This is a genomic window from Kitasatospora sp. NPDC101801 (assembly GCF_044766665.1).
In the GTDB taxonomy this organism is placed as follows: domain Bacteria; phylum Actinomycetota; class Actinomycetes; order Streptomycetales; family Streptomycetaceae; genus Kitasatospora.
In genome coordinates, this window is sequence record NZ_JBIWML010000006.1 from 31,852 (window position 1) to 56,861 (window position 25,010).

18 protein-coding genes are annotated in these 25,010 nt (G+C 73.4%); 3 read left to right on the forward strand and 15 right to left on the reverse strand.

What is annotated here, in order from left to right:
- Window positions 1-9: 9 nt before the first annotated feature.
- The 6 genes from ACIRPK_RS10650 to ACIRPK_RS10675 form a co-directional block, all read right to left on the reverse strand.
- Window positions 10-1,338 carry a VWA domain-containing protein gene (locus ACIRPK_RS10650; protein ID WP_403035919.1) on the reverse strand — a complete coding sequence of 443 codons (1,329 nt, stop codon included), beginning with the start codon at window positions 1,336-1,338 and terminating at the stop codon, window positions 10-12.
- A gap of 63 nt (window positions 1,339-1,401) precedes the next feature.
- Window positions 1,402-2,535 (reverse strand): protein phosphatase 2C domain-containing protein, encoded by a 1,134-nt coding sequence (locus ACIRPK_RS10655; RefSeq protein ID WP_403035922.1) that lies wholly within the window; start codon window positions 2,533-2,535, stop codon window positions 1,402-1,404.
- Window positions 2,536-2,539: 4 nt separating this feature from the next.
- A complete protein-coding gene (locus ACIRPK_RS10660) occupies window positions 2,540-4,981 on the reverse strand; it encodes a tetratricopeptide repeat protein (RefSeq protein ID WP_403035925.1) in 2,442 nt (813 codons plus the stop codon).
- Complete coding sequence (locus tag ACIRPK_RS10665) at window positions 4,974-6,293, reverse strand: hypothetical protein (RefSeq protein WP_403036347.1); 1,320 nt, start codon at window positions 6,291-6,293, stop codon at window positions 4,974-4,976. Before ACIRPK_RS10665 ends, ACIRPK_RS10660 begins: the two co-directional genes overlap by 8 nt.
- Before the next feature lie 83 nt (window positions 6,294-6,376).
- Window positions 6,377-7,303: a glutamate ABC transporter substrate-binding protein gene (locus tag ACIRPK_RS10670; protein WP_403035928.1), complete on the reverse strand. Its 927-nt coding sequence runs from the start codon at window positions 7,301-7,303 to the stop codon at window positions 6,377-6,379.
- A gap of 21 nt (window positions 7,304-7,324) precedes the next feature.
- Window positions 7,325-8,689, reverse strand: a complete 1,365-nt coding sequence (locus ACIRPK_RS10675) for a hypothetical protein (RefSeq protein ID WP_403035931.1) — start codon at window positions 8,687-8,689, stop codon at window positions 7,325-7,327.
- 270 nt (window positions 8,690-8,959) lie between these two features.
- Between ACIRPK_RS10675 and ACIRPK_RS10680 the strand changes: the two genes are divergently transcribed.
- Entirely contained in the window at window positions 8,960-9,535 is a 576-nt protein-coding gene (locus ACIRPK_RS10680) for a nucleosidase (protein ID WP_403035933.1), read from the forward strand.
- Window positions 9,536-9,554: 19 nt separating this feature from the next.
- On the opposite strand, the gene ACIRPK_RS10685 is transcribed toward ACIRPK_RS10680, so the two are convergent.
- Window positions 9,555-10,145: a cysteine hydrolase family protein gene (locus tag ACIRPK_RS10685; protein ID WP_403035936.1), complete on the reverse strand. Its 591-nt coding sequence runs from the start codon at window positions 10,143-10,145 to the stop codon at window positions 9,555-9,557.
- 71 nt (window positions 10,146-10,216) lie between these two features.
- On the opposite strand from ACIRPK_RS10685, the gene ACIRPK_RS10690 reads away from it, so the two are divergent.
- Window positions 10,217-11,161, forward strand: a complete 945-nt coding sequence (locus ACIRPK_RS10690) for a GlxA family transcriptional regulator (protein ID WP_403035939.1) — start codon at window positions 10,217-10,219, stop codon at window positions 11,159-11,161.
- 366 nt (window positions 11,162-11,527) lie between these two features.
- Here ACIRPK_RS10690 and ACIRPK_RS10695 read toward each other — a convergent pair whose 3' ends face one another.
- The 7 genes from ACIRPK_RS10695 to ACIRPK_RS10725 form a co-directional block, all read right to left on the reverse strand.
- Window positions 11,528-12,547 carry an N-acetylglucosamine kinase gene (locus ACIRPK_RS10695; RefSeq protein ID WP_403035942.1) on the reverse strand — a complete coding sequence of 340 codons (1,020 nt, stop codon included), beginning with the start codon at window positions 12,545-12,547 and terminating at the stop codon, window positions 11,528-11,530.
- Window positions 12,548-12,601: 54 nt separating this feature from the next.
- A complete protein-coding gene (locus tag ACIRPK_RS10700; protein WP_403036350.1) occupies window positions 12,602-13,882 on the reverse strand; it encodes a 6-phospho-beta-glucosidase in 1,281 nt (426 codons plus the stop codon).
- Between the two features lie 8 nt (window positions 13,883-13,890).
- Window positions 13,891-14,775, reverse strand: a complete 885-nt coding sequence (locus ACIRPK_RS10705) for a carbohydrate ABC transporter permease (RefSeq protein ID WP_403035945.1) — start codon at window positions 14,773-14,775, stop codon at window positions 13,891-13,893.
- A gap of 4 nt (window positions 14,776-14,779) precedes the next feature.
- Window positions 14,780-15,739, reverse strand: coding sequence for a carbohydrate ABC transporter permease (locus ACIRPK_RS10710; RefSeq protein WP_403035947.1), 960 nt, complete (start codon window positions 15,737-15,739; stop codon window positions 14,780-14,782).
- Between the two features lie 7 nt (window positions 15,740-15,746).
- A complete protein-coding gene (locus ACIRPK_RS10715) occupies window positions 15,747-17,096 on the reverse strand; it encodes an ABC transporter substrate-binding protein (protein WP_403035949.1) in 1,350 nt (449 codons plus the stop codon).
- Between the two features lie 92 nt (window positions 17,097-17,188).
- On the reverse strand, window positions 17,189-18,376 hold the full coding sequence (locus ACIRPK_RS10720; RefSeq protein WP_403035952.1) for an ROK family transcriptional regulator: 1,188 nt from the start codon (window positions 18,374-18,376) through the stop codon (window positions 17,189-17,191).
- Window positions 18,377-18,585: 209 nt separating this feature from the next.
- Window positions 18,586-19,710 (reverse strand): mechanosensitive ion channel family protein, encoded by a 1,125-nt coding sequence (locus ACIRPK_RS10725; RefSeq protein ID WP_403035955.1) that lies wholly within the window; start codon window positions 19,708-19,710, stop codon window positions 18,586-18,588.
- A gap of 337 nt (window positions 19,711-20,047) precedes the next feature.
- On the opposite strand from ACIRPK_RS10725, the gene ACIRPK_RS10730 reads away from it, so the two are divergent.
- Complete coding sequence (locus ACIRPK_RS10730; protein WP_403035957.1) at window positions 20,048-20,656, forward strand: HNH endonuclease; 609 nt, start codon at window positions 20,048-20,050, stop codon at window positions 20,654-20,656.
- Window positions 20,657-20,994: 338 nt separating this feature from the next.
- Here ACIRPK_RS10730 and ACIRPK_RS10735 read toward each other — a convergent pair whose 3' ends face one another.
- Window positions 20,995-24,744 carry a beta-N-acetylglucosaminidase domain-containing protein gene (locus ACIRPK_RS10735; protein ID WP_403035960.1) on the reverse strand — a complete coding sequence of 1,250 codons (3,750 nt, stop codon included), beginning with the start codon at window positions 24,742-24,744 and terminating at the stop codon, window positions 20,995-20,997.
- Window positions 24,745-25,010 lie beyond the last annotated feature (266 nt).

Below are 25,010 nucleotides of genomic sequence, written 5' to 3' on the forward strand. Positions count from 1 at the left end.
CCGAGCCGGTCACTTCTTCACCCGGACGGTCTTGGTCGAACGGGTGTCCAGCGTCATCGAGTCGGCTTCGCTCACGTTCTTACGGAACCGAACGGTACCCTCCTTCGGATCGACCACGTCGACCACCTTCTGCAGCAGCTTGAAGGTGCTCTCGTTGCCGGTCCGGTGGGCGATCCGAACGGCCGCACCGAGCTTGGCGGTTGCCAGATCGACGTCCCCCGCGCGGTGCGCCTCCAACCCCTCCTGGATCGAGGAGGCCAGCTCGGCCTGCCCGGTGAAGTGGGCGACCTGCGGGCTGATCCGGGTCGAGGAGGCCAGGTCGTCGGTCCAGACCGCGCGCACCAGGCCCTGGGAGAGCACCTCGGTGGTCCCGTCGGGCTGGGGGAGCAGCAGGCTGATCCGGGCCGCCAGCATCTCGTTGCCGACCTCGGCGGCGGGCACCTCGATGCACACGTGGTAGTCGCGGCTCTCGTCCCCCCAGGAGCCGGTCGGGTAGTCGCCGGCCCGGGGCCCGGCCTCGGCCCGACGGTCCGTCAGGTCCTCCAGGTTCGGGGTGACCTGCTTGACGAACTTGACCACAGCGTTGGCCGGGGTCCAGACCCGCAGCGCCACGTCGGCGACCTGCTTGCCCATCGCCTGCACCATCATCTGCTGGAAGTCCTCGGCCAGCCCGGACGGCTCGGCGACGATGTCCACCGTGCCCAGCAGGGCCGAGGAGATCTTGCGCAGCTCGGTCACCTCCCAGTCGGTGCCGACGCCCCGGCAGTCCACCGTGAACAGGCCCGCGGCCTGGCCGAGCACCCGCTCCAGGTCGGCGGCCTTCTCGTGCTCGTTCCGGCCGTCGGTGAGCAGGATGCCGTGCCGGATGGCTATGTCCGAGCGGCTCTCGAAGAGCTGCTTGGCCTTGGTCAGCCAGGTGCCGATCGCGGTGCCGCCGTTGGCGGTCAGCTTGCGCAGCGCCTCCTTGGCCTGCGCCCGGGTGGCCTGGTCGGCGATCGCCAGCCGGCCGCCGCCCGGGTAGACGTCCTTGGCCTCGTGGGTGCCCGCCACCACCGCGAAGGCGACGCCGTCGCGGATGGTGTCGACGGCGACCGCGGTGGCCTCCCGCGCGTTGCGCAGCTTGGCGGCGGGGTAGTCCATCGAGCCCGAGCAGTCGACCATGATCACCACGGCGGCGGCCGCGCCGGCGTCCCGGGCCAGCGGCTGCCCGCCGGAGGTGCCGCCCCCGGTCGCGGTGACGGTCACGATGGCGTTCACCTCGCGGGCGCCTTCGGCCAGGTACTCGTTCTGGAAGATGTCGACGCTGAAACTCGGGTGGGACCGGGACAGAACGGCCATCGCTGCTCCTGTCGGGCAATCGGTGGTTCGGCGGACGGGTGGACGGAGTCGGGTGAGTGGTCGTCAGCTTCCGCTGCCGGACCGGTGGAGCTGGAGGGTCGGGGACGAGTGCAACGGCGCCGCCCCGGTGCTGGCGGCCTGCAGCGGCACGGTCCGCACGGTGGTCTCGGCCGGCGGGCTGATCGGCAGCACCGCCACCGTGATGTTGTCGTGGCCGCCCGCCGTCACCGCGAAGTCGACCAGTTCGCGGGCGGCGGCCAGCGGTTCGGAGCGGGCGTCGGGGCGGACCTGTTCGGCCAGGTCGGCGGCGGCCTCGGCGTAGTTCCACAGACCGTCGGTGCAGACCAGCAGCACGCCGGGCACGTGCGGGGTGAAGCTCACGGTGTGCGGCTCGACCTCCTCGGCGTCCGCGCCCAGCCAGCCGGTGATCGCGTGCGCCCGCGGGTCGGCGTACGCCTCGGCCTCGCTCATCAGCCCGATCGCCACCACCCGGGCCGCCCAGGAGTCGTCCTCGGTCAGCCGGTACGCCACGGCGGACTCCCGGTCGTCCGGGATCCAGTACGCCCTGGTGTCGCCAACCCAGCCGATGGTGACCAGGCCGGCGGCGGAGACCGCGCTGACGTAGGTGCAGGCGGGGGCGTTCTGGCTGCCGCCCGGCGTCGGGACGCCGTCCTTGGCCAGCTCGGCCACCGCCCGGGCCGCCACCCCGATCGCCTCCCGCATCGCCTGGTCGGGGCGCCGCCCGCGCGGCAGGGCGGCCAGCAGGTGGGCGGCGGCGGCCTGGACCGCGGTGGCCGACGCCTCGTCGGGCCGGGCCGAGGAGGAGACCCCGTCGCAGACCACCGCGAGCACGGCCGGCTCGCCGCCGGGCAGGTGGGTGGCGGCCACCGTGAAGGCGTCCTCGTTGCGGTGGTGCCGCAGCCCCCGGTCGGTGACCCCGGCGACGCCGTCCGCCGTCAGTTCCTGGTGGTCGCGCGGCCGGGGCTGGGCGCCGCCGCAGCTCTCGCAGTACCCGTCCGCCGCCAGCTCGGTCGAGTCGCAGTGCACGCAGCGCGGCACCGGGGCACCGGCCGTCGCCGTCCCGGTGGCGGCCGACGGCACGTCACCGGTCACGTTCAGGCCGCAGGCCCCGCAGTAGTCGTCCTCCGGGTCCAGCGGCTCGGCACAGCTCGGGCACCTGGTCTGCTGCTGCGGCATCGGTTCACACCCACGTCCGGGGGCGGGCACGGTTCGCCCGCTCCACCATCTCGATCCTGATCTCGGCCCGGTCGGTCAACCGCGCCAGTACTCGATAGGAGTGTTCCAGGGCGAAGCGCAGTTCCCGCTCAACGGCCCGATGTCCCAGCACGTCGAGCGTGCCGGGGGCACCCTCGGCGGACCCGCCCGCCGCGCCGCCGGCCGAACCGGCCAGCACCCAGTCCAGGGAGGCGTTCAGGACCTCGACCGAGAGCTCCTCGGTCCGCCTGGCGTCCAGCGAGAGCGCCGTCAGCTGGGCCGAGCACCGGGCCAGTTCGGGTCCGAGCGACTCCTCCGGGGCGCGCCCGCGCAGCCGGGCCCGCAGAGTGGCGATCCGGGCGGCGGTGTAGTGCGCGGACGCCTCGGGCACCGCCTCCAGGGCGGCCACCGCGCCGGGCCGGTCGCCGGCCGCCAGCAGCACCCGGGCCAGACCGAACGCGGCGCTGACGTAGGCCCGGTCGGTGCTGCCGACCAGGCGGTAGAACTCGGCGGCGTCCTGGCCGTTGCCGAGCAGCTCGGCGCAGACGGCCAGCGCCAGCTTGGGCGCGGCCTCGCCGGGGAAGGCGTCGTAGAGCGCGTCGAAGGCCGCGGCGGCCTGCTCGGCCCGCCCGGCCGAGAGCTCGGCCAGCCCGCGGTACCAGACCACCCGCCAGTCGTCGCCGTGGTCCTGCTCCAGGGCCGCCAGCTCGGTCTCGGCCTCCTTCCGGGCGCCGAGCTCCAGTTGGGCCCGGAGCGCCCGCAGCCGCAGCTCGACCGAGCCGGCCGGCGCGGTGGCCAGCGCGGCCAGCGCCTCGGCCGGGGCGCTGGCGACCAGGGTGGCCAGGAAGCCGGCGCCGGGGTCGGCGGGGTCGACCCGGGGGACCGGCAGGGCCAGCGCGGCGGCGGCCGGGTCGAGCGGATCGGGCGTCAGCTCGCTGTCCACCACCCGCAGTTCCGGGCCGAACAGGGTGGACAACGCCGGTCGCGGCCGCCCGTCCTGCAGTGCGAGCAGCTCCCGCAGCACGCCGGTGAGCTGGTCGGCCATCTCCTCGGCGGAGCCGAACCGGCGGGCCGGGTCCGGGTCGGTGGCCCGGACCAGCAGGCGGTAGTACGACTCGTACCGGGCGAACAGCGGCACCCGCTCGGGGCCGGGTAGCTCGAACTGGAAGGTGCTGTTGTAGCCCTGGAAGTCGAAGGTCAGCACGGCCAGCGTGCGGGCCACCGTGTACAGGTCGGAGGCGACCGAGGGGCCGTCGGTGGCGATCTCCGGGGCCTGGTAGCCGACGGTGCCGTAGATCGGGCCGTCGTCGCCGGAGCGGGAGACCGCGCCGAGGTCGATGATCTTGAGCGAGTCCTCGCTCTGGATCACGTTGTCGATCTTGAAGTCGCAGTACACCAGCCCCCGCCCGTGCAGGTAGCCGAGCGCGGGCAGCGCCTCCAGCGCGTACGCGATCGCCTGCTCCACCGGCAGCGGCTCGCGCCGGCCGTCCGGCGTGCGGCGCTCGTTGGCGATGTCCTTCAGCGACTTGCCGCCGATGTACTCCATCACGATGTAGCCGTCGGTGGAGCCGGAGCGCAGGTCGGGGTGCTCGACGAAGTTGATGATGCGGACGATGTTCGGGTGGTCCACCTCGGCCAGGAAGCGGCGCTCGGCGATGGCCACCGCCAGGGCGTCCTGGTCACCGGTGTCCAGCAGGCCCTTGAGCACCACCCAGCGGTCGTTCACCCGGCGGTCCACCGCGAGGTAGATCCAGCCGAGCCCGCCGTGCGCCAGGCAGCCCAGCACCTCGTACTGGCCGCCCACCAGGTCGCCCCGGGTCAGCTTGGGCGTGAACGAGTACGGCGTGCCGCACTTGGTGCAGAAGCCGTCCGGGCGGCCCGGGACGCCGTTCTTCTCCCGGCCCACCGGGGCGTCGCACTTGCTGCAGAACCGCTTGCGCTCGGGCACCTGAGGGTCGGTCAGCACCGCCGCGCCCGGGTCCGCCGAGGGGATGCTCGGGACGCTGACCAGGCCGGCGCCCAGGTTGCCGCGCCGGCCGGTGCCGCTGCCGGAGCTGCCGGTGCCGCTGCGGACCGAGACCGAACGGCCGCTGCCGGTCCGGGTGGACCGGTGCGAGCGGGACCGTCCCGACATGGTCCGGGAGGAGACCGAGCCCGAGTGCGCCTCGGTCCTGGCCGAGGGCACGAACGGCAGGGCGCCGCCCTCGGCGGCCAGGCCGCACTCGTCGCAGTAGCCGTCGGCGTCGATCGTGCCGGTGCAGTCCGGCCGGGTGCAGGAGGCCCCGGCCCCCGAGCCGGACACCGGGCCCGCCACCTTGGCGGAGGCCGTGGCCGTGGCCGGCCGGGCCAGGCCGCACTCGTCGCAGTAGCCGTCGCCGTCGATCGTCCCCGAGCCGGAGCACTCCGGTCGGGTGCAGGTCTCACCCATTGCCCTGATCCCCCTGTCCGTCCTGGTACTGGTCCACCCGGTCCGCCGGCGCGGCCGGCCGCAGCGCCTGCTGGAACCGGGCCACCGCCTCGGCCGCCGCCCGCAGGTCGCACGGTGCGCTCCAGAGCAGCCAACGGGCCTTCTCGAAGCGCTCGATCACCACCGGGTCCTCGGCCACCCCGAGCCGGGCGGCCATCGCCTTGTACGCCTCCAGCCGCCCGCGCAGCTCCGCCCGGACGGCCAGCGGCTGGGCCACCTCGGTCAGCGACTGCCGGGCCCGGCCGAGCTCCCTGGCGGCCACCTCCTCCAGGGTGTCCAGCAGCGGGGCCAGCCGGTGCCACTGCCCGGTCTGCTGCAACTCGACCGCGAGGCCGATCCGTTCGCGCAGCGCCGACGCCGGGCCCGGTACGGCGGGCACCTCGGTCGCGGCGATCTTCGCGAGCACCTCGCCGCGGGCCCGGCGGGCCTCCGCCAGCGTGGCGTCGGCCCGTTGCAGCAGGTCGCCGACCTGCTGGAGCCGCTCGTGCGCCTCGTCGCGCAGCCGGAGCAGCCCGTCCAGCTCCATCCGGACGCCGTCCAGCGCCCGCCCGGCCCGGTCGAACCGCTCGGTGTCCACCGCCCCGGCCACCGCCCCGGGGCCCAGGGCGCCGGCGCCCGAGCCGCGCTGCGCGGGGACCCGGCCGGGCCGCCAGAGCGCCAGCGGATCGCTCCGCACCTCGGTCCGCAGCTCGGTCAACTCCCGCTCCAGGCCGTCCAGGTCGTCGGCCAGCGGGTGGACGCCGGGGCGCACCCCGAGCGAGCCGGAGAGCATCCGGACCCGGCCCAGCTCGGCCAGCAGCAGGTCGATCCTGGCGGGCAGCGCGGACCAGACCGCGTCGCTGGCCGCCACCACCTCGTACACCGTGGCGTACCAGGCGTTCATCCGCTCCAGCAGCTCGGCCAGGCTGATCCGTTCGACCAGCCGGACCGGCACCGGGCCGCCGGTGTCCGGGAGTTGGCTGCCCGAGACGGTCACGGCCGGGCCGCCGAGCAGCTCGCTCAGCTCGGCCAGCTCGGCCCCGCCCGGCCGGCTGCGGCGGGCCCGGACGGCCACCGCCGAGGCCAGCGCCTCCGCGTAGCGGTCGAACAGCGCCCAGAGCAGGTTCAGCCCGGGCCCGGCCACCGACCAGCGCTCCAGGGTCCGCCCGCTCAGCGCGGCGCCCTCCAGCAACCGGCGGCCCGGGTGCTCCTGCAGGGCGAGCAGCGCGGCCTCCACCGCGTCGCGCTCCGCCCCCAGCCGCGCCAGCGCGCGGTCCACCTCCTCCCGGCTCATCACCGGGCCGGCAGCTCCTGCGAACGCCACGTCATTCCTTCCAGTCTCGCGGTATCTCGGTGCGCGATCTCACGGTGCCCGTCCTACGGCAGGTAGGGCACGGAGTTGGTGCCCATGCTGGGGGCCAACCAGCGGGTGTAGGCGGCCTGCCAGCCGCCGTTCGCCCGGTAGTCCAGCAGGATCTGGTTCACCAGCGCGGTGAGGTCGGTGTCCTCCTGCTTGAGTCCGATCCCGAGCTTCGCCGGGGTGATGTTCTCATCGACCAGCCGGACGGTCGGGTCCTGGGCGGCCTGGGCCGCGGCCAGCGAGGAGTCGGTCAGGGTCGCGTCGACCTTGCCGAGCTGCATCAGCACCAGGCAGTCGAGCTGGTTCTCCACGATGGTGACCGAGCTGGTGCCGTACCCGGGCTTCTTGAACTCGACCTCGGAGGACGACTGCTGGGCCGCGCAGACCCGCTTGCCCTTCACCCCCTCGGCCACCGTGGCCGACTTGTCCGACTTCGGCACCACCAGGCGCTGCCCGGTGGAGAAGTACGGGGCGGAGAACGCGATGTCCTTGCGGCGGTCGCAGTTGATGGTCATGGTCCGGACCACCATGTCGACCGTCCCGTTGCGGATCGCCTCGATCCGCTTGGCCGTGGTCACCGTCCGGAAGGTGACCTTGTTCGGGTCGCCCAGCACCGTCTTGGCGATCGCCCGGGACAGCTCGATGTCGAAGCCCTCCAGCTGGCCGCTCTGCGGGTTCCGGAAGCCCCAGTTGTAGCTGTTCTGGTCGACGCCGACGATCAGGCTGCCCCTGGCCTGGATCTCCCGCACCTTCCGCCCGGACAGCGACGGACTGGCAGCGGGGGTCTGCTCGGAGCAGTCCCCGGTGGGATCGGCGGCCGGCGCCTGCGGGGCCGCGGCCGGAGCGGCGGCGACCCCCGGCGTGCCGTGGGAGGTTCCGGCCCCCACCAGACCGGCGGCGAGCGCCGCAGCGACGACCAGTGCCCTGGTCCGTACCGTACGCACAGTCAGCTCCCCCATCGCCCGCTACCGGTACTCCGCCAGACGGCGGCCGAGGCCGACCGTCACTCCTGCCGCCGCCAGCAGCGCCAGTACCGCGGCGCCCACCGCCAGCCCGGTCAGCCCGCCGGCCACGCCCTTCGCCGAGCGGTCGAAGACCGCCAGCTCGGCCGCCGCCGCCTTGCCCAACTGCTCGTCCAGCGCGGCGAACACGGCCTCGCTGGTGTCCGTCCCGCCCGGGCCGACCACGGCCTTGACGGCGGCCGCGTAGTCGTCGCCCTGCTCGGCGGCCTGGTGCTTGGCGTCCCAGGCCGGGAACAGCTTCCTGGCCTGCTCCAGCGCCGACCGGGCGTCCTTCGGCGCGTCCAGCAGGGCCACCTCCAGGCTGCCGCCGGCCGTCCGGGTCTTCCCGTCCGCGACCGGGTCGCCGGCCAGCTCGGCGCTGTACCGCCCCCAGTCCTTGTCGTACGAGTCCGAGCCGCCCCGGGCCACCAGGTCCAGGTTCTCCGCCGCCCGGGACTGCAGGGCCTGGATCCGGGCCTGGTTGAGCACCCGGAGCGGTACGGCGCCGTGCGACCGGCTGTCGTCGAGGTCCATCCCGGCGGTGACGGTGCCGACGGTCAGCCAGAGCAGCCCGGCCAGCACCGCCGCCGAGGCGCTCAGCAGCCCGATGTTGAACACCCGGTTGGTCCGGCGCAGCAGCAGCAGCTGGCACCAGCCGAGCATCCCGAGCGTCAGCAGGCCCAGCGCGAGCGACGTCCAGGGGAAGGCCCCGGCGGCCGCGTAGTCCTGGTCCAGCCGCCGGTTCTCCGCGTCCGCCAGCTTCTGCGCGGCGGGCAGCATGGCGCCCTGCATCTGCTTGGAGGCGTACCGCAGGTAGGCGCCGCCGAGCGGCAGCCCCTGCCGGTCGTTGGCCCGGGCGGTCTCCACCAGGCCGGCGTACTGCGGGAGTTGCTGGTTCAGCTCGGCCACCCAGCGCTGGGCCTCCGAGCTGGCGTCGGTCCGCGCGGCGGCCTGGGCCAGCAGCCGGGCCGCGGTGGCCAGGTCGCCCTCGTACCGCTGGCGCAGTGCCGCCGGGGCGTCCCCGGCGAGCAGGAACGCGGAGGCCGCGGTGGTGTCCGCGTCCGCCAGCGAGCGGTAGATCTCGGCCGCGTCCTGGCTGAGCGGCTGACTGTGCGTCACCACCTGGTCGGCGGCCCGCGCCCGGACGCTCACCTGCCAGGCCGTCAGGGCGCCGAACAGCACCACCAGCGCGGTCAGCACCACCGTGGCCGCCCGCAGCCGGGCCGGTGCGGTACCGGTCAGCTCGCGCAGCCGCTGCTGTATCGCCGTCGGCGCTGCCGTCGCCGGCACCGCCGGCGGACGCCCGCCTGTCACCACCGGTGTCGCCACCTGCCCCACCCTCCCCCTGGACCCTCCGCCTTCGGAGTGCGGTCCGTTGCGAGCAGTATGGCCGTCGGGTCCGACCGCCACACTCGAGTTGCGCCGATCTTGAGGTTCCGGCGGCTCCCAGGAGCCCGGCCGGTCGCCGTCGGAGGTGTTCTCCGTCACGGGCGACGCGGGACGCACCCTATGCGGTTCCCGTCGGCCGGGACCAGGGCGGGGTGGGGGCGGAGCCCGCCCCTCCGGGGTAAGGAGGCCCGTCGTCCTACGATGGAGCCCATGCGTCTGCTCGGAACCATCACCCCCGACCGCCCGCTGATCGTGGTCGCCGTCGAGGAGGAGGCCGCCCACCTGGGCGACTCGCTCCCGGTCCTGCTCACCGGCGTCGGCAAGGTCAACGCCTCGGTGGCGCTGGCCACCGTGCTCGCGCGGGGCGAGCGGCCCGCCGAGATCCTCAACCTCGGCACGGCGGGCGCGCTGCGCCCCGGCTGGGAGGGCACCCACGAGATCGGCCGGGTGCTCCAGCACGACCTCGACACCCCGGTGCTGCGCGCGCTCACCGGCCGGACGTACGGCGCCCCGATCGAGCTGGACGTGGCCGGCGGCCCGGTGCTCGCCACCGGCGACCTGTTCGTCTCCGACCCGGTCGCCCGGGGCCGGCTGGCCGGGCAGGCCGACCTGGTCGACATGGAGGGCTACGCGATCGCCACGGTGGCCCGCCGGGCCGAGGTGCCGCTGCGGTTGGTCAAGCACGTGAGCGACCAGGCGGGCACCGGTGCGGACCGCACCTGGCGCGAGTCGGTCGACTCCTGCGCCAAGCACCTCGCTGGCTGGCTCCGCGAACAGGGGCACTGACGGCCCGTCGGGAGCCGGATCAGACCGCCTTCAGCACGGCCTCGGTGCTGACCACCTTGGCGAACCGCATCGCGTGCAGCACCGCGCCGGTGCCCTTGGCCAGCTGCTCGGCCGGGATGCGCTCACCGTCCGGGCCCGCCATCGCGAAGGTGTGCATGGCGTCGATCGGGAAGACCACGTCGTAGCCGAGGTTGCCGCCCATCCGGGCGGTGGTCTCGTTGCACACGTTGGTCATGATGCCGACCGTCACCAGCTGGGTGGCGCCGCGTTCCTGCAGCCAGGCGTGCAGGTCGGGGGTGCCGTAGAACGCGCTGTTCACGGTCTTCGTGATGTGCAGGTCGGCGCGCACCCCGGCCACCACGGGCTTGAGCTCGTAGCCGGGGGTGCCGGGGGCGAGCGGGCTGCGGGCCCCCTGGTGCTGCACCACGACCACCGGACGGTCGGTGCGCTGCCACGCGTCGAGCAGTTCGCCGATCCGCAGCTCGGCCTCCGGGTTGTCCCGGGGGCCCCAGAACGCCTCGTCCTCGAAGCCCTGCTGGACGTCGATCACGATCAGTACGGCGTCGGGGGCGATGGTCAGAGGGGCGTCGAAAGCGCCGGTGTTCGTCATGCCCCCATGCTGTCCGCGGCAGCCATCCCGGGGTGAGCGGGCGGACCGCCGGTGACCGATAGATTCCTGCCATGAAGACGGTGGGGTGTCTGATCCTGGACGGCGTGCGGGCCTTCGACTTCGCGGTGATCGGCGAGGTGTGGTCCGACCGGCGGAGCCGGCTCGGGTACCCGCCGTTCGAGCTGCGGGTCTGCGGCCCGGCCGACAGCCGGGTCCGGTTCGGCGGCGGCCTGGAACGCGTACCGGACGCCGGTCTGGAGGCCCTGCTGGACTGCGACCTGGTGCTGGTGCCGGGCGTGCAGGAACCCACCGTCCGGGCCCCGGACGACGTGCTGGCCGCACTGCGCGCGGTGCACGCCGCCGGGATACCCATCGCCTCGCTCTGCGCGGGCGCCTTCCTGCTCGCCGACGCGGGCCTGCTGGACGGCCGCCGGGCCACCACGCACTGGCACCTGGCCGCCGACCTGGCCCGCCGTCACCCGGCCGTCCGGGTCGACCCCGAGGTGCTGTTCACCGGCGACGGCCTGATCTGGACCTCGGCCGGGGTGGCCGCCGGGATCGACCTCTGCCTGCACCTGGTCCGGGCGGCGCACGGCCAGCAGGCGGCCGCCGCGATCGCCCGGGCGATGGTCACCGCCCCGTTCCGCTCGGGCGGCCAGGCCCAGTTCATCCCCACCCCGGTCCCGGACGCCACCGCCGACGACCCGCTCTCCGGCCTCCGCACCACGATCCTCGGCGCCCTCGAACACCATTGGACCGTACGGGAGTTGGCTCGCCTCGCGACCATGTCCGAACGGTCCTTCGCCCGCCGCTTCACCGAAGCGACGGGCGTCCCCCCACTGCGCTGGCTCTCCGAACAACGCGTCCTGGCCGCCCAACGCCTCCTGGAGGAGACCGACCTCCCGGTCGACGAGATCGCCGTCCGCTGCGGGTTCGCCTCCGCGGTGTCGCTGCGCCCCGCCTTCACCCGCCGCGTCGGCATCGCCCCCCGCGACTACCGCCGCACCTGGCGCTAGCGCTCTTGGCAGGTGTCTCAGCTCTACGGTCAGGGGTTCGGGGCTGTGCTGTTGTGCGGCTCCGCCGCGTGGGCGACGCCGACCCTTTTGGCAGGTGCTTCGGAGGAGTCAGGGGCTCGGGGCTCTGCTGTTGTGCGGCTCCGCCGCGTGGGCGACGCCGACTTTTCGCATGCGGCGCGCCATCTACGGTCAGGGGCTCGGGGAACTGCGACGCCGGCCCTTGCAAGGTGATCGTCGCGTAGGTGGTCAGGCACTTTCGTCCGTGACCCCGGCGCCAGATCTCCTCGCCCACGCGGCGGAGCCGCACAACAACAGAGCCCCGAGCCCCTGGACAGTGCAACTGAACGCCCTGCAAAAAGCCGGGGTTCAGCGGAGCGCTCCCACTGCGGCCGTGGTCGGGTAGGCGTCCCGCAGGCGGCGCTGGGCGACGGGGTCGCCGCCCAGCTGGTCGAGGCCGAGCAGTGCGGCGCCGAGCACCGGCGGCGCCACCACGACCCGGGCCTCCGCCAACGGTGCCGCCAGGGCCAACCGCGCGGTGACGTTGTCGAGCAGCAACGGCTGCCGGGACGCCAGGACGCCACCGCCCAGCACCACCGGTGCGGCCTCGCCGAGCAGGTCGAGCCGGCGGAGCGCGACCACCGCGAGCCGGACGATCTCGTCGGCCTGACGGTCGATCAGCGCCAGCGCCGTCTCGTCCCCGCTGTCGGCGGCGGCGAACAGCACCGGCACCAGCTCGTGCAGCCGGGCGCCCGGCACCCGGCCGAGGTGGATCTCCTCGGCCAGGGCGGTGGCGGACGGCAGGCCGAAGTGGGCGGCGATCGCGGTGGACAGGGCGGTCGGGCCGCCCCGGCCGTCCTCGGCCCGGACGGCGTGCCACATCGCGGCGCCGGCCAGCCCGGCCCCGCCGCCCCAGTCGCCGCTGAGCTTGCCGAGGGCGAGGAAGCGGGCGGTGCGCCCGTCGGGCAGCAGGCCGGCGCAGTTGATCCCGGCGCCGCAGACCACCGCGACGCCGCGCGGGCCGTCGGTACCGGCCCGCAGCAGGCCGAAGGTGTCGTTGGCGACGGCGTTGCCGACGCCCCAGCCGCGGGCGGTGAGGGCGGCCAGCAGGGCGTCCTCCTCGACCGGCAGGTCGGCGTTGGCGAGGCAGGCGCTGACGAACGAGACCAGCACGCCGGCCGTCGGGTCCAGCCCGGCCTGGGCGGCCACCGAGTCCACCAGCGGTGCCAGTCCGGCGATCGCCGCCTCGGCGCCGACGGTCTGCGGCTGGAAGCCGCCGCCCCGGGCGTGACCGAGCACGCTGCCGTCCGCGCCGACCAGCGCGACGTCGGTCTTGCTGTTACCGGCGTCGATGGCGAGGACGCCGGGGAGTTGCTCAAGCTGCTGCATCAGGACCCCGCTCATAAACACCCCGACCGTCCCGGCCGGGAAAGGAGAAGTTGCTCACGCCCACGGCAGGTGGGCTCCGTTGTGCGCGAGCAGACGGTCCGTCAGCTGGTCGGCGAGCTCGATCTGCCCGACCAGCGGGTGGGCCAGCAGGGCGTCGAAGACCCGGTCCCGGCCACCCTTGAGGGCCGCCTCCAGGGCGAGCTGCTCGTACGCGGTGACCGAGGCGATCAGGCCGGCGTACAGCGGCTCGACCGGGCGCTGCGGCAGCGGCCGGACGCCGTTCGCGTCCACCTCGGCGGGCACCTCGATGACCGCGTCGTCCGGCAGGAAGGGGAGCACGCCGTCGTTGCGGGTGTTGACCACCTGCACGCTGGTGCCGCCGTCGGTGCCGAGCAGCGAGGCGATCAGCTGGACGGCGGCCTCGGAGTAGAAGGCGCCGCCGCGCTGGCCGAGCAGCTCCGGCTTGGTGTCCAGGGTCGGGTCGGCGTACATGGTGAGCAGTTCCTGCTCGATCGCCGCGACCTTGGCCGCCCGGGAGCCCTGGACCTTCAGCTCCTCGACCACCTGGTCGTGCTGGTAGAAGTAGCGCAGGTAGTAGGAGGGCACCACGCCGAGCCGCCGGATCACCGGCAGCGGCAGGTGCAGGTCCTCGGAGATCTGCTGGCCGAAGCCGGCCAGCAGATCCGGCAGCACCTCGCGTCCGGTCGCGGCGTCCGGCGTCTCCAGCAGGGTGACCCCGCGCTCCCAGGTCAGGTGGTTCAGCCCGACGTGGTCCAGCCGGACCAGCTCCGGTGCGACACCCAGGTGGGCGGCGAACTTGCGCTGGAAGCCGATCGCCACGTTGCACAGGCCGACCGCCTTGTGCCCGGCGGTCTGCAGGGCCCGGGTGACGATGCCGACCGGGTTGGTGAAGTCGACGATCCAGGCGTCCGGGTTGGCCCGGCGGACCTGCTCGGCGATCTCCAACACCACCGGGACGGTGCGCAGCGCCTTGGCCAACCCGCCCGCGCCGGTGGTCTCCTGGCCGACGCAGCCGCACTCCAGCGGCCAGGTCTCGTCCTGGTTGCGGGCGGCCTGGCCGCCGACCCTGAGCTGGAGCAGCACGGCGTCGGCGCCCTGCACCCCGGCGCTCACGTCGGTCGTGGTGGTGACCACCGCGCCGTGGCCCTGCTTGGCGAAGATCCGCCGGGCCAGCCCGCCGATCAGCTCCAGCCGCTCGGCGGCCGGGTCGATCAGCACCAGCTCGCCGATCGGCAGGGTGTCGCGGAGCCGGGCGAAACCGTCGATCAGCTCGGGTGTGTAGGTGGAACCGCCGCCGACGATTGCCAACTTCAGTGCGGACATCAGCCCTTGACCCCTGTCAGTGTCACGCCTTCGATGAAGGCCTTCTGTGCGAAGAAGAAGAGAATGATCACCGGCGCCATCACCAGCAGCGTGGCCGCCATGGTGAGGTTCCAGTTGGTGTGGTGCGCGGCCTTGAACGAGGCCAGGCCGTAACTCAGCGTCCAGGCTTCCTGGTTGTTGCTGGCGTAGATCTGCGGGCCGAAGTAGTCGTTCCAGCAGTAGAAGAACTGGAACAGCGCGACGGCGGCGATGGCGGGCTTCGCCATCGGGACGACGACCTTGAGCAGGGTGCGGAACTCGCCGCAGCCGTCGATCCGGGCCGCCTCGATGTACTCCTTGGGCACCGTCAGCAGGAACTGCCGGAGCAGGAAGATCGAGAACGCGTCGCCGAAGGCCATCGGGATGATCAACGGCCAGAGCGTGCCGGTCAGGTGCAGCTGCTTGGCCCAGAACAGGTACATCGGGATGATGACCACCTGGGGCGGCAGCATCATCATCGAGATCACCGCCATCAGCGCCAGATTCCGGCCGCGGAAGCGGAACTTGGCCATCGCGTAGGCCACCGGCAGGCTGGAGACCACGGTCAGCACGGTGCCCAGGCCCGCGTACAGCAGGGTGTTGCGCCACCAGGTGAGGAAGCCCTCGGTCTGCCACACCTTGACGAAGTTGTCCCACTGCCAGGTGTGCGGCCACAGGTCGGCGGTGATCGCCTGACGGTCCGTCATCACCGAGGTGAGGAAGACGAAGACGAACGGCAGCACGAAGAACAGCGCGGCGGCGATGGCCAGCGAGTGCACGGCCACCCAGTGCAGCGCGGCCCGGCGGCGGGCCACCTTGGCGGCCGCGTCCCTGCGGGTCAGCGGAAGGGAGATGGTTGCGGTCATGGGATCAGTCCTCACTCGCCAGCAGACCCGACCTACGGCGCAGCAGCAGCGACGTGAAGGCCATCGAGATCACGAACAGGATCAGCGCGACCACGCAGGCGGAGCCGTAGTTGGACTGCTGGAAGCCCAGGTTGTAGACCATCTGGGGCAGGGTCCAGGTGGAGCCGTTCGGGTAGCCGGGCTCGAACTGCTGGCCGGAGCCGCCGATCACGCCGCTGGCCACCTTCCCGGCCACGATCGCCTGGGTGTAGTACTGCATGGTCTGGATCACGCCGGTGACCACGGCGAACAGCACGATCGGCGCGATGTTCGGCATGGTGACGAAGCGGAACTTCTGGAGCGGGCCCGCCCCGTCCAGCTCGGCCGCCTCGTACTGCTCCCTGGGGACGTCCAGCAGGGCGGCCATGAAGATCACCATCAGGTCGCCGATGCCCCACATCGCCAGCATGGTGAGGGCCGGCTTGGACCAGTCCGGGTCGGTGAACCAGCCCGGGGTCGGCAGCCCGAGGTCGCCGAGCAGGGCGTTGACCGGGCCGGTGCCGGGGTTGAGCAGGAACGCGAAGGCGATCGTCGCGGCCACCGGCGGAGCCAGGTAGGGCAGGTAGAACAGGGTGCGGAGGAGGCCCGCGCCGGTCTTCACCTTGGTGATCAGCAGACCGATGCCGAGCCCGAACGCGACCCGCAGGGTGACCATCACGACCACCAGCCAGAGGGTGTTCCCCAGGCCCTGCCAGAACGACGGGTAGTCGTTGAGGACGTAGCTCCAGTTCTGCAGACCCCGGAAGGTCGGTGCGTTGAAGCCGTCGTACCGCATGAAGGAGAAGTAGGCCGTGGAGAGCAGCGGGTAGGCGAAGAAGACCGCGAAGCCGATCAGCCAGGGGGAGAGGAAGGCGAGCGTCCGAAGCGCCTCCCGGCGGCGCTTGCGCTTCAGCGCCGCCGGGATCGAGGTACCGACAAGTGCCATGGCCGGGTCACTTGGCCTGGGTGACGGCCGCGTCGATCTCCTTGGCCGTGGCGGCGAGCCCGGCCTTGAGGTCGGTCTGCTTGCCGGACTCGTAGTCGAAGCCGAGGTTCTGCAGGCTCACCTGGTAGGCACCGCCGTTCAGGCTGGCCGGGGTGGTGCCGGAGTTCGGGTTCTTGGCGATGTCGATGAAGGTCCGGAAGTTCGGGTCGGTGGTCAGCTTCGGCGAGTCGAGCGCCTCGAAGGTGCTCGGCACGTTGTGGATCGCGTTGGCGAAGCTCACCACGGCGTCCGTGTTGGTGGTCAGGTACTTCACCAGCTCCCAGGCGGCGGTCTGCTTCTGGCTGCCCCGGGCGATGCCGATGATGGTGCCGGTCTGGTAACCCCGGCCGTACGTGGCGGCCTGGTCGTCCGGCACCGGGAACGGCGCGGTGGCCCACTCGAACGGCAGCTTCTCCTCGGCCAGGGCGGCGGTCCGCCACTCGCCGTCCATCGACATCGCGACCTGGCCGGTGTGGAAGGGGTTCTTGGCGCTGAACTCGTCGCCGAAGCCGGTCCGGTACTTCTCCAGCTTCTCGAAGCCGCCGAGCTTGCCGACCAGGCTCTTCTGCCACTCCATCATCGCGCTCACCTTGGGGTCGGTGGCGAGGGTGGACTTGCCCGCGGCGTCGAAGTACGTCGGGCCGTACTGACCCAGCAGGTGCGCGATGCTGCTCTCGTAGCCGTGGTAGTTCGGCATGAAGCCGAGCTGCTTGAAGCCGTCGCCCTCGGCGACGGTCAGCTTGGCCGCGGCCGCCTCGAACTCGCTGAAGGTCTTCGGCGGCGCGGTGATCCCGGCGGCCGCGAAGGCGGTCTTGTTGTAGTACAGGCCGTAGGCGTCGCCGAGCAGCGGCAGCGAGCACTGGTTGCCCTCGAACTGGGTGTACTTGAGCATCGCGCCCGGGAAGGTCTTGGCCGGGTCGATGCCGTCCTTCTTGAGGAACGGGTTGAGGTCGGCCCAGACCTTGGCCGAACAGAACTTGCCGACGTTGTCGGTGGTGAACGAGGAGACCACGTCCGGTGCGTCCGGGCCGCCGGCCCGCAGCGCCTGCTCGCTCTTGTCGTCCTCGATCCGCGACACGATCTTGACGTGGATGTTCGGGTGCGCCTTCTCGAAGGCGGCCACGTTGTCCTCGATCGCCTTGGTCTCGCTGTCCTGGCTCCAGCCGTGCCAGAACGTGATGGTCACGTCCTTGCCGGCGGCCGAGTCGTCCTGGCCGCCTTCGGCGTTGGTGCCGGTGCAGGCGGTGGCGAGCAGTGCCAGGACGGCGCCGCCGGTGGCGGCGGCGAGCAGGCGGGACGGTCTGCGGGCGGAAAGCATAGGAGGGTCCTCCTGGGACTGTGGGGGCAGGCGGAATCGCACGGGCGGTGGACGGGCGAGAAGGTGACGGTGGGTCATGGCGGCGGTCGCGGTCAGTGGGTGGAGAACACCGACTCACGGGCCGAGGTGAGGGCGCGTTGCAGGGCGCCGTGCAGGACGGGAGAGCCGGGGACGGAGCTGCTGCGGACCTCGGGCCGGGGGATCGAGATCCGGGCCAGCGCGTCCTGGACCGACCCGCGCAGCCGGTCGCCGCCGGCGGTGGCGGTGCCACCGGAGAGCACCACCAGCTCGGGGTCGACCACGGCGACGATCGAGGCGAGCCCGATCGCCAGCCGTTCGGCCAGTTCGTCGAGGAACTCGTCACCGGCGCCCGGGGTCTCCAGCGCACCGGCCACGGCCGCCTCGGTGGTACTGCCGCCGAGGCCGTACCGTCGGGCCAGCGACAGCACCGCCTCGGCACCGGCCAGCTCCTGGAAGCCGCCGGAGTTCTTGCGCCGGACGTTGTGCACCACCGGGGCGCCGGGCACCGGCATGTAGCCGACCTCGCCCGCGCCGCCGGTGAAGCCCCGGTGCAGCCGCCCGGCCAGCACGATCGCGGCGCCGAGGCCCTCCTCGGCCCAGAGCAGCACGAAGTCCTCGCTGCCCTGCGCGGAGCCGAAGGCCTGCTCCGCGACGGCGGCCAGGTTCACGTCGTTCTCGATGGTGACCGGGGCGCCGAAGGCGGTCTCCAGGTCGGTCAGCAGCCTGGGCGAGTGCCACCCGGGCAGGTGCGCGGCGTACCGCAGCTTGCCGCTCACCGGGTCGAGCGCACCGGGCACCCCGACCACGATCCCGCGCAGGTCGCCCGGCGTCAGACCGGCCTCCCGGACGGTCGCGGCCAGCGCCTCGGCGGTCCGCTGCACGGTCTCGGCGGCGGGCCAGCCCTTGGTGGGGGTGATCGCCTCGGCCAGCGTGCTGCCGGTGATGTCGGCGACGGCGGTACGGACGTGGGTGGTCGTCACGTCCAGCCCGGCGACGTAGCCGGCGGCCGGATTGACCTGGTACAGCTGGGCGTTCGGGCCGGGGCCGCCGGCCGTGGTGCCGACCGGCAGGACCAGCCCGGCGCTCTCCAGCCGGCCGAGCAGCTGGGATGCGGTGGGCTTGGAGAGCCCGGTCAGGCTGCCGATCTGGGTCCGCGAGAGCGGACCGTGCGCGAGCAGCAGCTCGAGCGCCGCCCGGTCGTTGATCGCCCGGAGCAGGCTGGGGGTACCGGCGATGGGGGTACGGGTGTTGTCGGTCACAGCCCAGATCCTCCCCTCTCACCACCCGGACGTGCTGGTCGGGGTGGCGCTCCGTGAATAGTTAGGAAACTTTCCAATCGCTGAGAAGGACGGTATGGCGCAGGGTGCGAGAGTGTCAATGGGCCCCCCTCGGGAGGATGCCGAAGCGTTACGTGCGGACAGCGCGGAACCCCGCCCCCGAGGCCGGGGGCGGGGTTCAGGGGCGGCCGCTACTCGCCGGGCTGGGCCGGGATCGGCTTGCCGGTCTGGGTGGCGACGGGGATCGGGTCGGCCGGTGCCGCGGCCACGCCGGCGGACGCCTCGACGGTCGACGCCGCCACCGTGACGGCGGCCGGCGCGTCCTCCTTGAGCTTCACGCCCGCCTCGTCGAAGGCGGCCTTCAAGCGCTGCCGCAGGGTGCGCGCCACCAGCAGCGCCTTGCCCGGCGAGGTGCGCGCCTCGACCCGCAGCACCACCGAGTCGAAGGCCACCGACTCCACCCCGAGCACCTTGACCTGACCCCAGATCAGCTCGTCGTACGGGGTCTCCTTGGCCAGCTGCTCCGCGGTCTCCTTGATCAGCTCCTCGACCCGGACCAGGTCCTCCTTGTAGCCGACCTGGACGTCCACCGAGGCGGTCGCCCACCCCTGGCTCATGTTGGCGATCCGCTTCACCTCGCCGTTGCGGATGTACCAGATCTCGCCGTTCGCCCCGCGCAGCTTGGTCACCCGCAGGCCGACCTCCAGCACCGTGCCGGTGGCCACGCCGGTGTCGATCTCGTCGCCGACGCCGTACTGGTCCTCCATGATCATGAAGACCCCGGACAGGAAGTCGGTCACCAGGTTCCGCGCGCCGAAGCCGATCGCCACACCGGCCACACCGGCACTGGCCAGCAGCGGGGCCAGATTCACCCCGAGGGCGGAGAGCACCATCAGCCCGGCGGTACCCAGAATGGTGAACGAGGTGACGCTGCGCAGCACCGAGCCGATCGCCGCCGACCGCTGCTGCCGCCGCTCGGTGTTCACCACCCCGCTGTTCGCCAGCAGCCCGCCGAACCGGCCGAGCTCGGCCTCGCTCTCCGAGGGCCGCACCATCCGGGCTATGAACTTGCTGATCAGCTTCTGCAGCACGGCCCGCAGCACCAGGGCCAGCACCATGATCAGCAGGATCCGCAGACCGTTCTCCAGCCAGCCCTGCCAACTGCTGCTCAACCAGCCCGCGGCCTGTCTGGTCGCCTCGGCCGCCTCGGAAGGGGAGGTCGGCAGCCTGGACAGCGGATCGTCGGACGGCCCCGACGAAGGGGAGGGCGTGGACGAGGCGTCGGCGAGGAGGCCGAAAGCGCCGGAGCTGGACACGAGCGGAGTCCTTCCTGCTGGGGACCACTGACCGCCTGCGGGTCACTGATCAGGACGAACTGCCACCCTAGCGTCGCGCACCACCCGGACGGACGACCCGTCAGGCTCCCGGAATGGGCCGAAGGGGCCGGTTACCAGCGACGAATGGTGCATCGCGGCCACCTGCTGGGCATATCGGATATGACGGAACCCACATCGGCTCCGTTTCGCAGGATTGGTGGCGCCCTACAACGGCGTAAGGCGACACTGGTGGAGATCGCGTCGGGCGGACAACCCCGCGCGGTCACCCGCTCGTCCCGGCGCGAGCCACGCGCCGCAGGCGTCCAAGGAGGCCTCCGTGCCGCATGTCCTGGTCCTCAACGCGTCGTACGAACCACTCGGTGTCGTCTCGATGCGCCGCGCTCTCATCCTGGTCCTCAACCACAAGGCGGTCAGCCTGGAGGATTCCGGAATCACTCTGCACAGCGCCACCAGCGCCGTCTCGGCGCCGTCCGTCGTCCGACTGACCCGCTTCGTCCGGGTCCCCTTCTGCGGGCCGGTCCCGCTCACCCGCCGCGCCCTGTTCGCCCGCGATCAGGGCCGTTGCGTCTACTGCGGGGCCGCCGCAACCAGCGTCGACCACGTCATCCCGCGCAGCAGGGGTGGCCAGCACCGGTGGGACAACGTGGTGGCGGCCTGCCGCCGCTGCAACCACACCAAGGCCGACCGCCATCTCGCCGACCTCGGCTGGCGGATGAAACGTCCCCCCGCCCCGCCCAGCGGCCTGGCCTGGCGTATCATCGGCACCGGCATCAAGGACCCGCGCTGGCGGCCCTACCTGGAGCCGTACGGCGCGACCGAACAGTTCCGCGAGTACGAACACCACGACCATCCCGACCACGGCGCCACCTTCCCGGCCCCGCACGGACGGACCCACCGCGGCGAGCACGAACCGCTCTCCGCCTGACAGACAGGGCCTGCCAGCCAATCCTCGGTACGCCTCATGGGCCGCCGCCACCCCCTCCGGGAGTGCCGGCGGCCCGCCGCGTTTTCGCTGGCGCTCAGGCAGCTACGGTCCAGGGGCTCGGGGCTCGGGGCTCTGCGTTCCGGGCTCAGCCACCAGGGGCTCGGGGAACTGCGACGCCGGCCTCGTTCAAGGTGATCGCCGCGTAGGTGGTCAGGCACTTTCGCAGTGACCCGCACGCCAGACCTCCTCGCAGTTCCCCGAGCCCCTGACCGTAGATGCCCGGTCGCCTGCCTAGAGCGCAGCCCCGAGCCCCGGACCGTAGATGCCCGAGCGCCCGCCTAGCCCGCGGCGTAGAGCTCGAGGGCGGTGAGGGAGTAGCCGTACGGTGTGGCCCGGGTGAGGCCCTGGAGGCGGAGGTACTGGGTGTCGGGGGCGTCGAAGCGGAGGGTCTCGGTGCCGCCCCGCCCGTCCTCGACGGTGGCCGCGGTGGTCCAGTGCACGCCGTCGGGGGAGGTCTCCAGCCGGTAGGCGGAGGCGTAGGCGGGCTGCCAGGTGAGCACCGCCGAGCCCAGCCGGGTGGCGGCCGGCAGCCGGAGCTGGACCCAGGCGTCGTCCTTGGCGGGGGCGGTCCACCGGGTCTTCGGGTCGCGGTCGTTCACGGCGGAGGCGGGCGTCTTGGCGGAGTCGTCCCCGGAGGACGAGGCGACCGCGCCGGGCGCCAGGTCGGGCCCGGTGGTCGGCGGGACCACCCGGACCTGGAGCACCTGGCGGACCGTCAGCCCGCCGGCGGTGAAGGCGACCGGGACCAGGTACGTGCCGGTGGGCGTCCCGGCCGCCGCGGTGACCTGGAGCGGGGCGGCCACCCGGCCGCCGCGCGGGACGGCGAGGGCGGGTACCGGAGCGACCGTCAGACCCTTGGCCACCAGCGGGACCTCGGCCTTCAGTTCGCCGGTGATCACGTCGGGGCGGCCGGACTCGACCACCGCCCTGGTCTGCGCGGGCACGGTGGCGCCGACGATCACGTCCAGCACCGGGGAGGCCAGGCCGAGCCGCGCGGCGGGGGTGTCGGCGTACCAGGGGATGATCTGGTTCACCACCGGCGGCTCGCCGCCGGGGGCCCAGCTCAGCCGGATCGCGCCGACCGGGCGGCCCTGGGCGGGCAGCTCGTTCCAGCCGGGGCGGACGGCGCCGATCGTCGCCCAACTGCCGTCGACCTGCTGGACCTCCACCGTGCCGGTGGCCCGGACGGTGGGGTCGGTGAGCACGGTGACCCGGTCCAGCGGCCGGGGTGCGCCGAGTTCGACGGTGAGCGGGGCGTCGTTGCTGCCGGGGGCGCTGGCGGCCCGGTAGGCGGTGTCGGGGTTGCCGTCCAGGACGGCGGCGGCCGAGGAGCCGGGGGCGGCGACCGGGCCGCCGGACACGGTGGCCGGGGTCTCGCCGGGGGCCGCGATGCTGAACTCGCGGACCGCGACGGCCGTCTTCTGACCGCTGGTGGCCCGCAGCCGGACCGCCTTGGCCACCACCCCGGCGGGCGCCGTCGCGGTGATGTCCTGGCGGCCGCGGACCTTGGTCAGCTCCTTCCAGCCGCCCTCGCCGGTGGTGTACTCCAGCACGCCCTCGTGCAGGAAGTCGCCCGACGCGCTGCGGGCGTCCGGACCGTCGCCCCAACTGCCCATCAGCACCGTGACGGTGCCCAGCGGCCGGCCGGAGCCGAGGTCGAGGCCGATCGCGTCGCCGGGCTGCGGCGGGGCGGAGGTCCAGTAGAAGGTGTCGGCGGAGTCGTCGGTCATCAGGGCGGGCCGGTGGTCGTGCGCGGTGCCCAGCGTGGTGGTCGCGCCGATCGCCCCGGCCCGGACCCCGGACCAGCTGTCGGCGGCCTTCGCGGCCCGGTCCAGGAACGGGTCCAGCACACCGGTGCCGACCACCGCGCCGCCCTGGGCCAGCTGGTCGCGCTCGCTGCGCAGGGTGACCCGGTGCTGCCAGGCCGCCGTGCCGTCGCCGCCGCGCTGGGCCAGCAGCATGTCGACCGCCGCCACCCCGGCCCGGCCGTATCCGGCGAGCTGGGTGAGCCAGGGGTCGGCCTCCGCGCCCAGTGCCTCGGCGGCCAGCGCCTGCCGGGCACCCGCCATGGTGGCGAAGGCGTCCCGCAGCGGGGCGGCGGCCTCGGCCAGCCGGGCCGGGTCGGGCGTGCTGCCGCCGGTGGGCTCCACGGCCGCCCAGAACCGTTCGGCCAGCGGGGTCAGGTAGCCGGACTCGGCCCGGGCCAGCGGGGAGGAGGTGCTGTTGCCCGCCAGCGCGGTGACCGCGGCCAGGCCGGCGTCGGTGCCGGCCAGCGGCCGGAGCGCGGCCCGCCAGGACTCGGCGGGGCGGTAGCCGGCCGGGTTCCAGGCGAAGTCGGCGGCGGTGGCCAGCGGGATCCGGGACAGCACCGGCTGGGTCATCGCGGCGGTGACCAGCGCGGCCGAACCGGTGGCCAGCTCGGGGTCGCGCCCCTGGTAGGCGCCGAGGAAGAGCCGGTCCGGGGCGGAGTCGTTGACGGGGTAGCCGTCCAGCGTGACCAGCGGGTGCCCGGCGCCCTTGGCGGCCTCGGCGAACTGACCGCCGGTGATCTTCGCCGGGATCACCGACCCACCGCTCCAGGCCAGCTGGACGTCCTTCGGCAGCCCGGCGGCCAGTGCGGTCCGGTACGGCGAGGCGGCCGCCTTCTGGTAGTCGGTCGGGACCACCGTGAGCGGGAGCTTCCCCTTGGTCAGCCGCTCCCTGACCTTGCCGACCAGGGCGGCCTGCGCCCTGCCGGCCGCCTCCGGGCCGGTGCCGAAGCTGCGGCGGTCGGTGGAGCAGTGCCACTCGTCGTAGCTGACGTCCAGGAACTCCAGCTGGAACGCCTCGAAGCCCAGCTTCCGCAGCCCGTCCAGCTTGCCCAGCAGGGCGTCCAGGTCCTTGGCGGAGCTGTAGCAGAACGACTGGCCGGGGTCGATCGAGTAGCCGAGGGTGACGTGGTTCTGCCGGGCCCGGCCGGCCAGTTCGCGCAGCTCGGCGGCCTGCGGCTCGGGGTAGGCGTCGCGCCAGCGGGACAGCCGGTACGGGTCGCCGCCGGGCGCGTAGAGGTAGAAGTTCTGCTTGGTCCGGCCGAGGAAGTCGAGCTGGGCCAGCCGCTGTTCGGCGCTCCAGGGGGTGCCCTGGAAGGACTCGGCGATGCCCCGGACGGTCGCGCCGCTCGGCCAGTCCCGGACCGCCACGCCCGGGAAGCCGAGCGCGCCCGCGCCCTGCCCCTGGCCGGGCTGGACGGGCGCCAGCAGCTGCCGCAGGCTCTGCGCGGCGTTGAACGTCCCGGCGGCGTCCACGCCGGCCAGCACCACCGCGCCGTACGTGCCGCCGGTGGTCGGCAGCTGGCCGGCCGCCAGCAGGTAGCCCCCGGTGGGCAGTCCGTCGAACGAGAGCTGCTGCCCGGTGGCCGTCGCGAGGCTGCGCAGGGCCCGGTCGACCGCCCCGCCCGCCGCCTCGGTCGGGCCGCCGACGTACACCGTCAGGCTGCCCGGGGCCGGCTCGGCCGGCAGGTCGGGCAGCGAGGTGACCACGGTCGCCCCGGCCGTCCCGAGCACCTCCCGGACCGCGTCCAGGGCGGGCCCGTCGGCCTGGTCCGCGCTCACCACGTTGACCGCGGGCGGCACGCTGACCGGGCGCCCGACGGTGGTCAGCTGCTGCGGCCTGGGGTACACCTGCGGGTCGGCCAGCGTGCCGAGCGGCGTCCGGGGCGCGCTGCTGACGGCCCGTCCGACCGCCGGCTCGGCGTAGGCGGTGCCCGGGATCCCGACCATCAGACCGCCGACCACGGCGGCCGCCGAGAGCGTCGCGGCCAGCTGCAGCGCGGCCCGTCGCGGGCCCCGCCGGCGCTCGGCCCGGACCGACGCGAGCAGCGGCTCGGTGCCCTTGAGATCCGCGATCAGCCGGTCCGCCACCTTGGGCGCCAACTGCCGCGCCGTCCGCGCGGTGGCCCGCCGGGCCGCCAACGCGGCCGGGTGCCAGAGCACCTCACGGAGGGCCGCGCTCTGCTCGATCTGCTGCCTCAGCCGCCGTCCGGCAGCCACTGACACCCGAGCCTGCACAGGACCCTCCTCAACCTGAAAAACGTCCGGTCCAAGCCCCCGCGCCACAGCCCATCAGCAAGCCGTGCGGGTGTCAACGCCCATGCACGGATTGCCCGTTATGCCGGAAAATCCCCTATGTGTGGATTCGGTGCGCGTACCGCCGCGCGGGGCGGCGACACCTCCGTTCGGGTGACTCCGCCGCGCGGGCGCCGGGGTCGGGCGGGGTGGGCGCGGGTAGGACTGGGGAGTCCCGTACGGCTTCACTG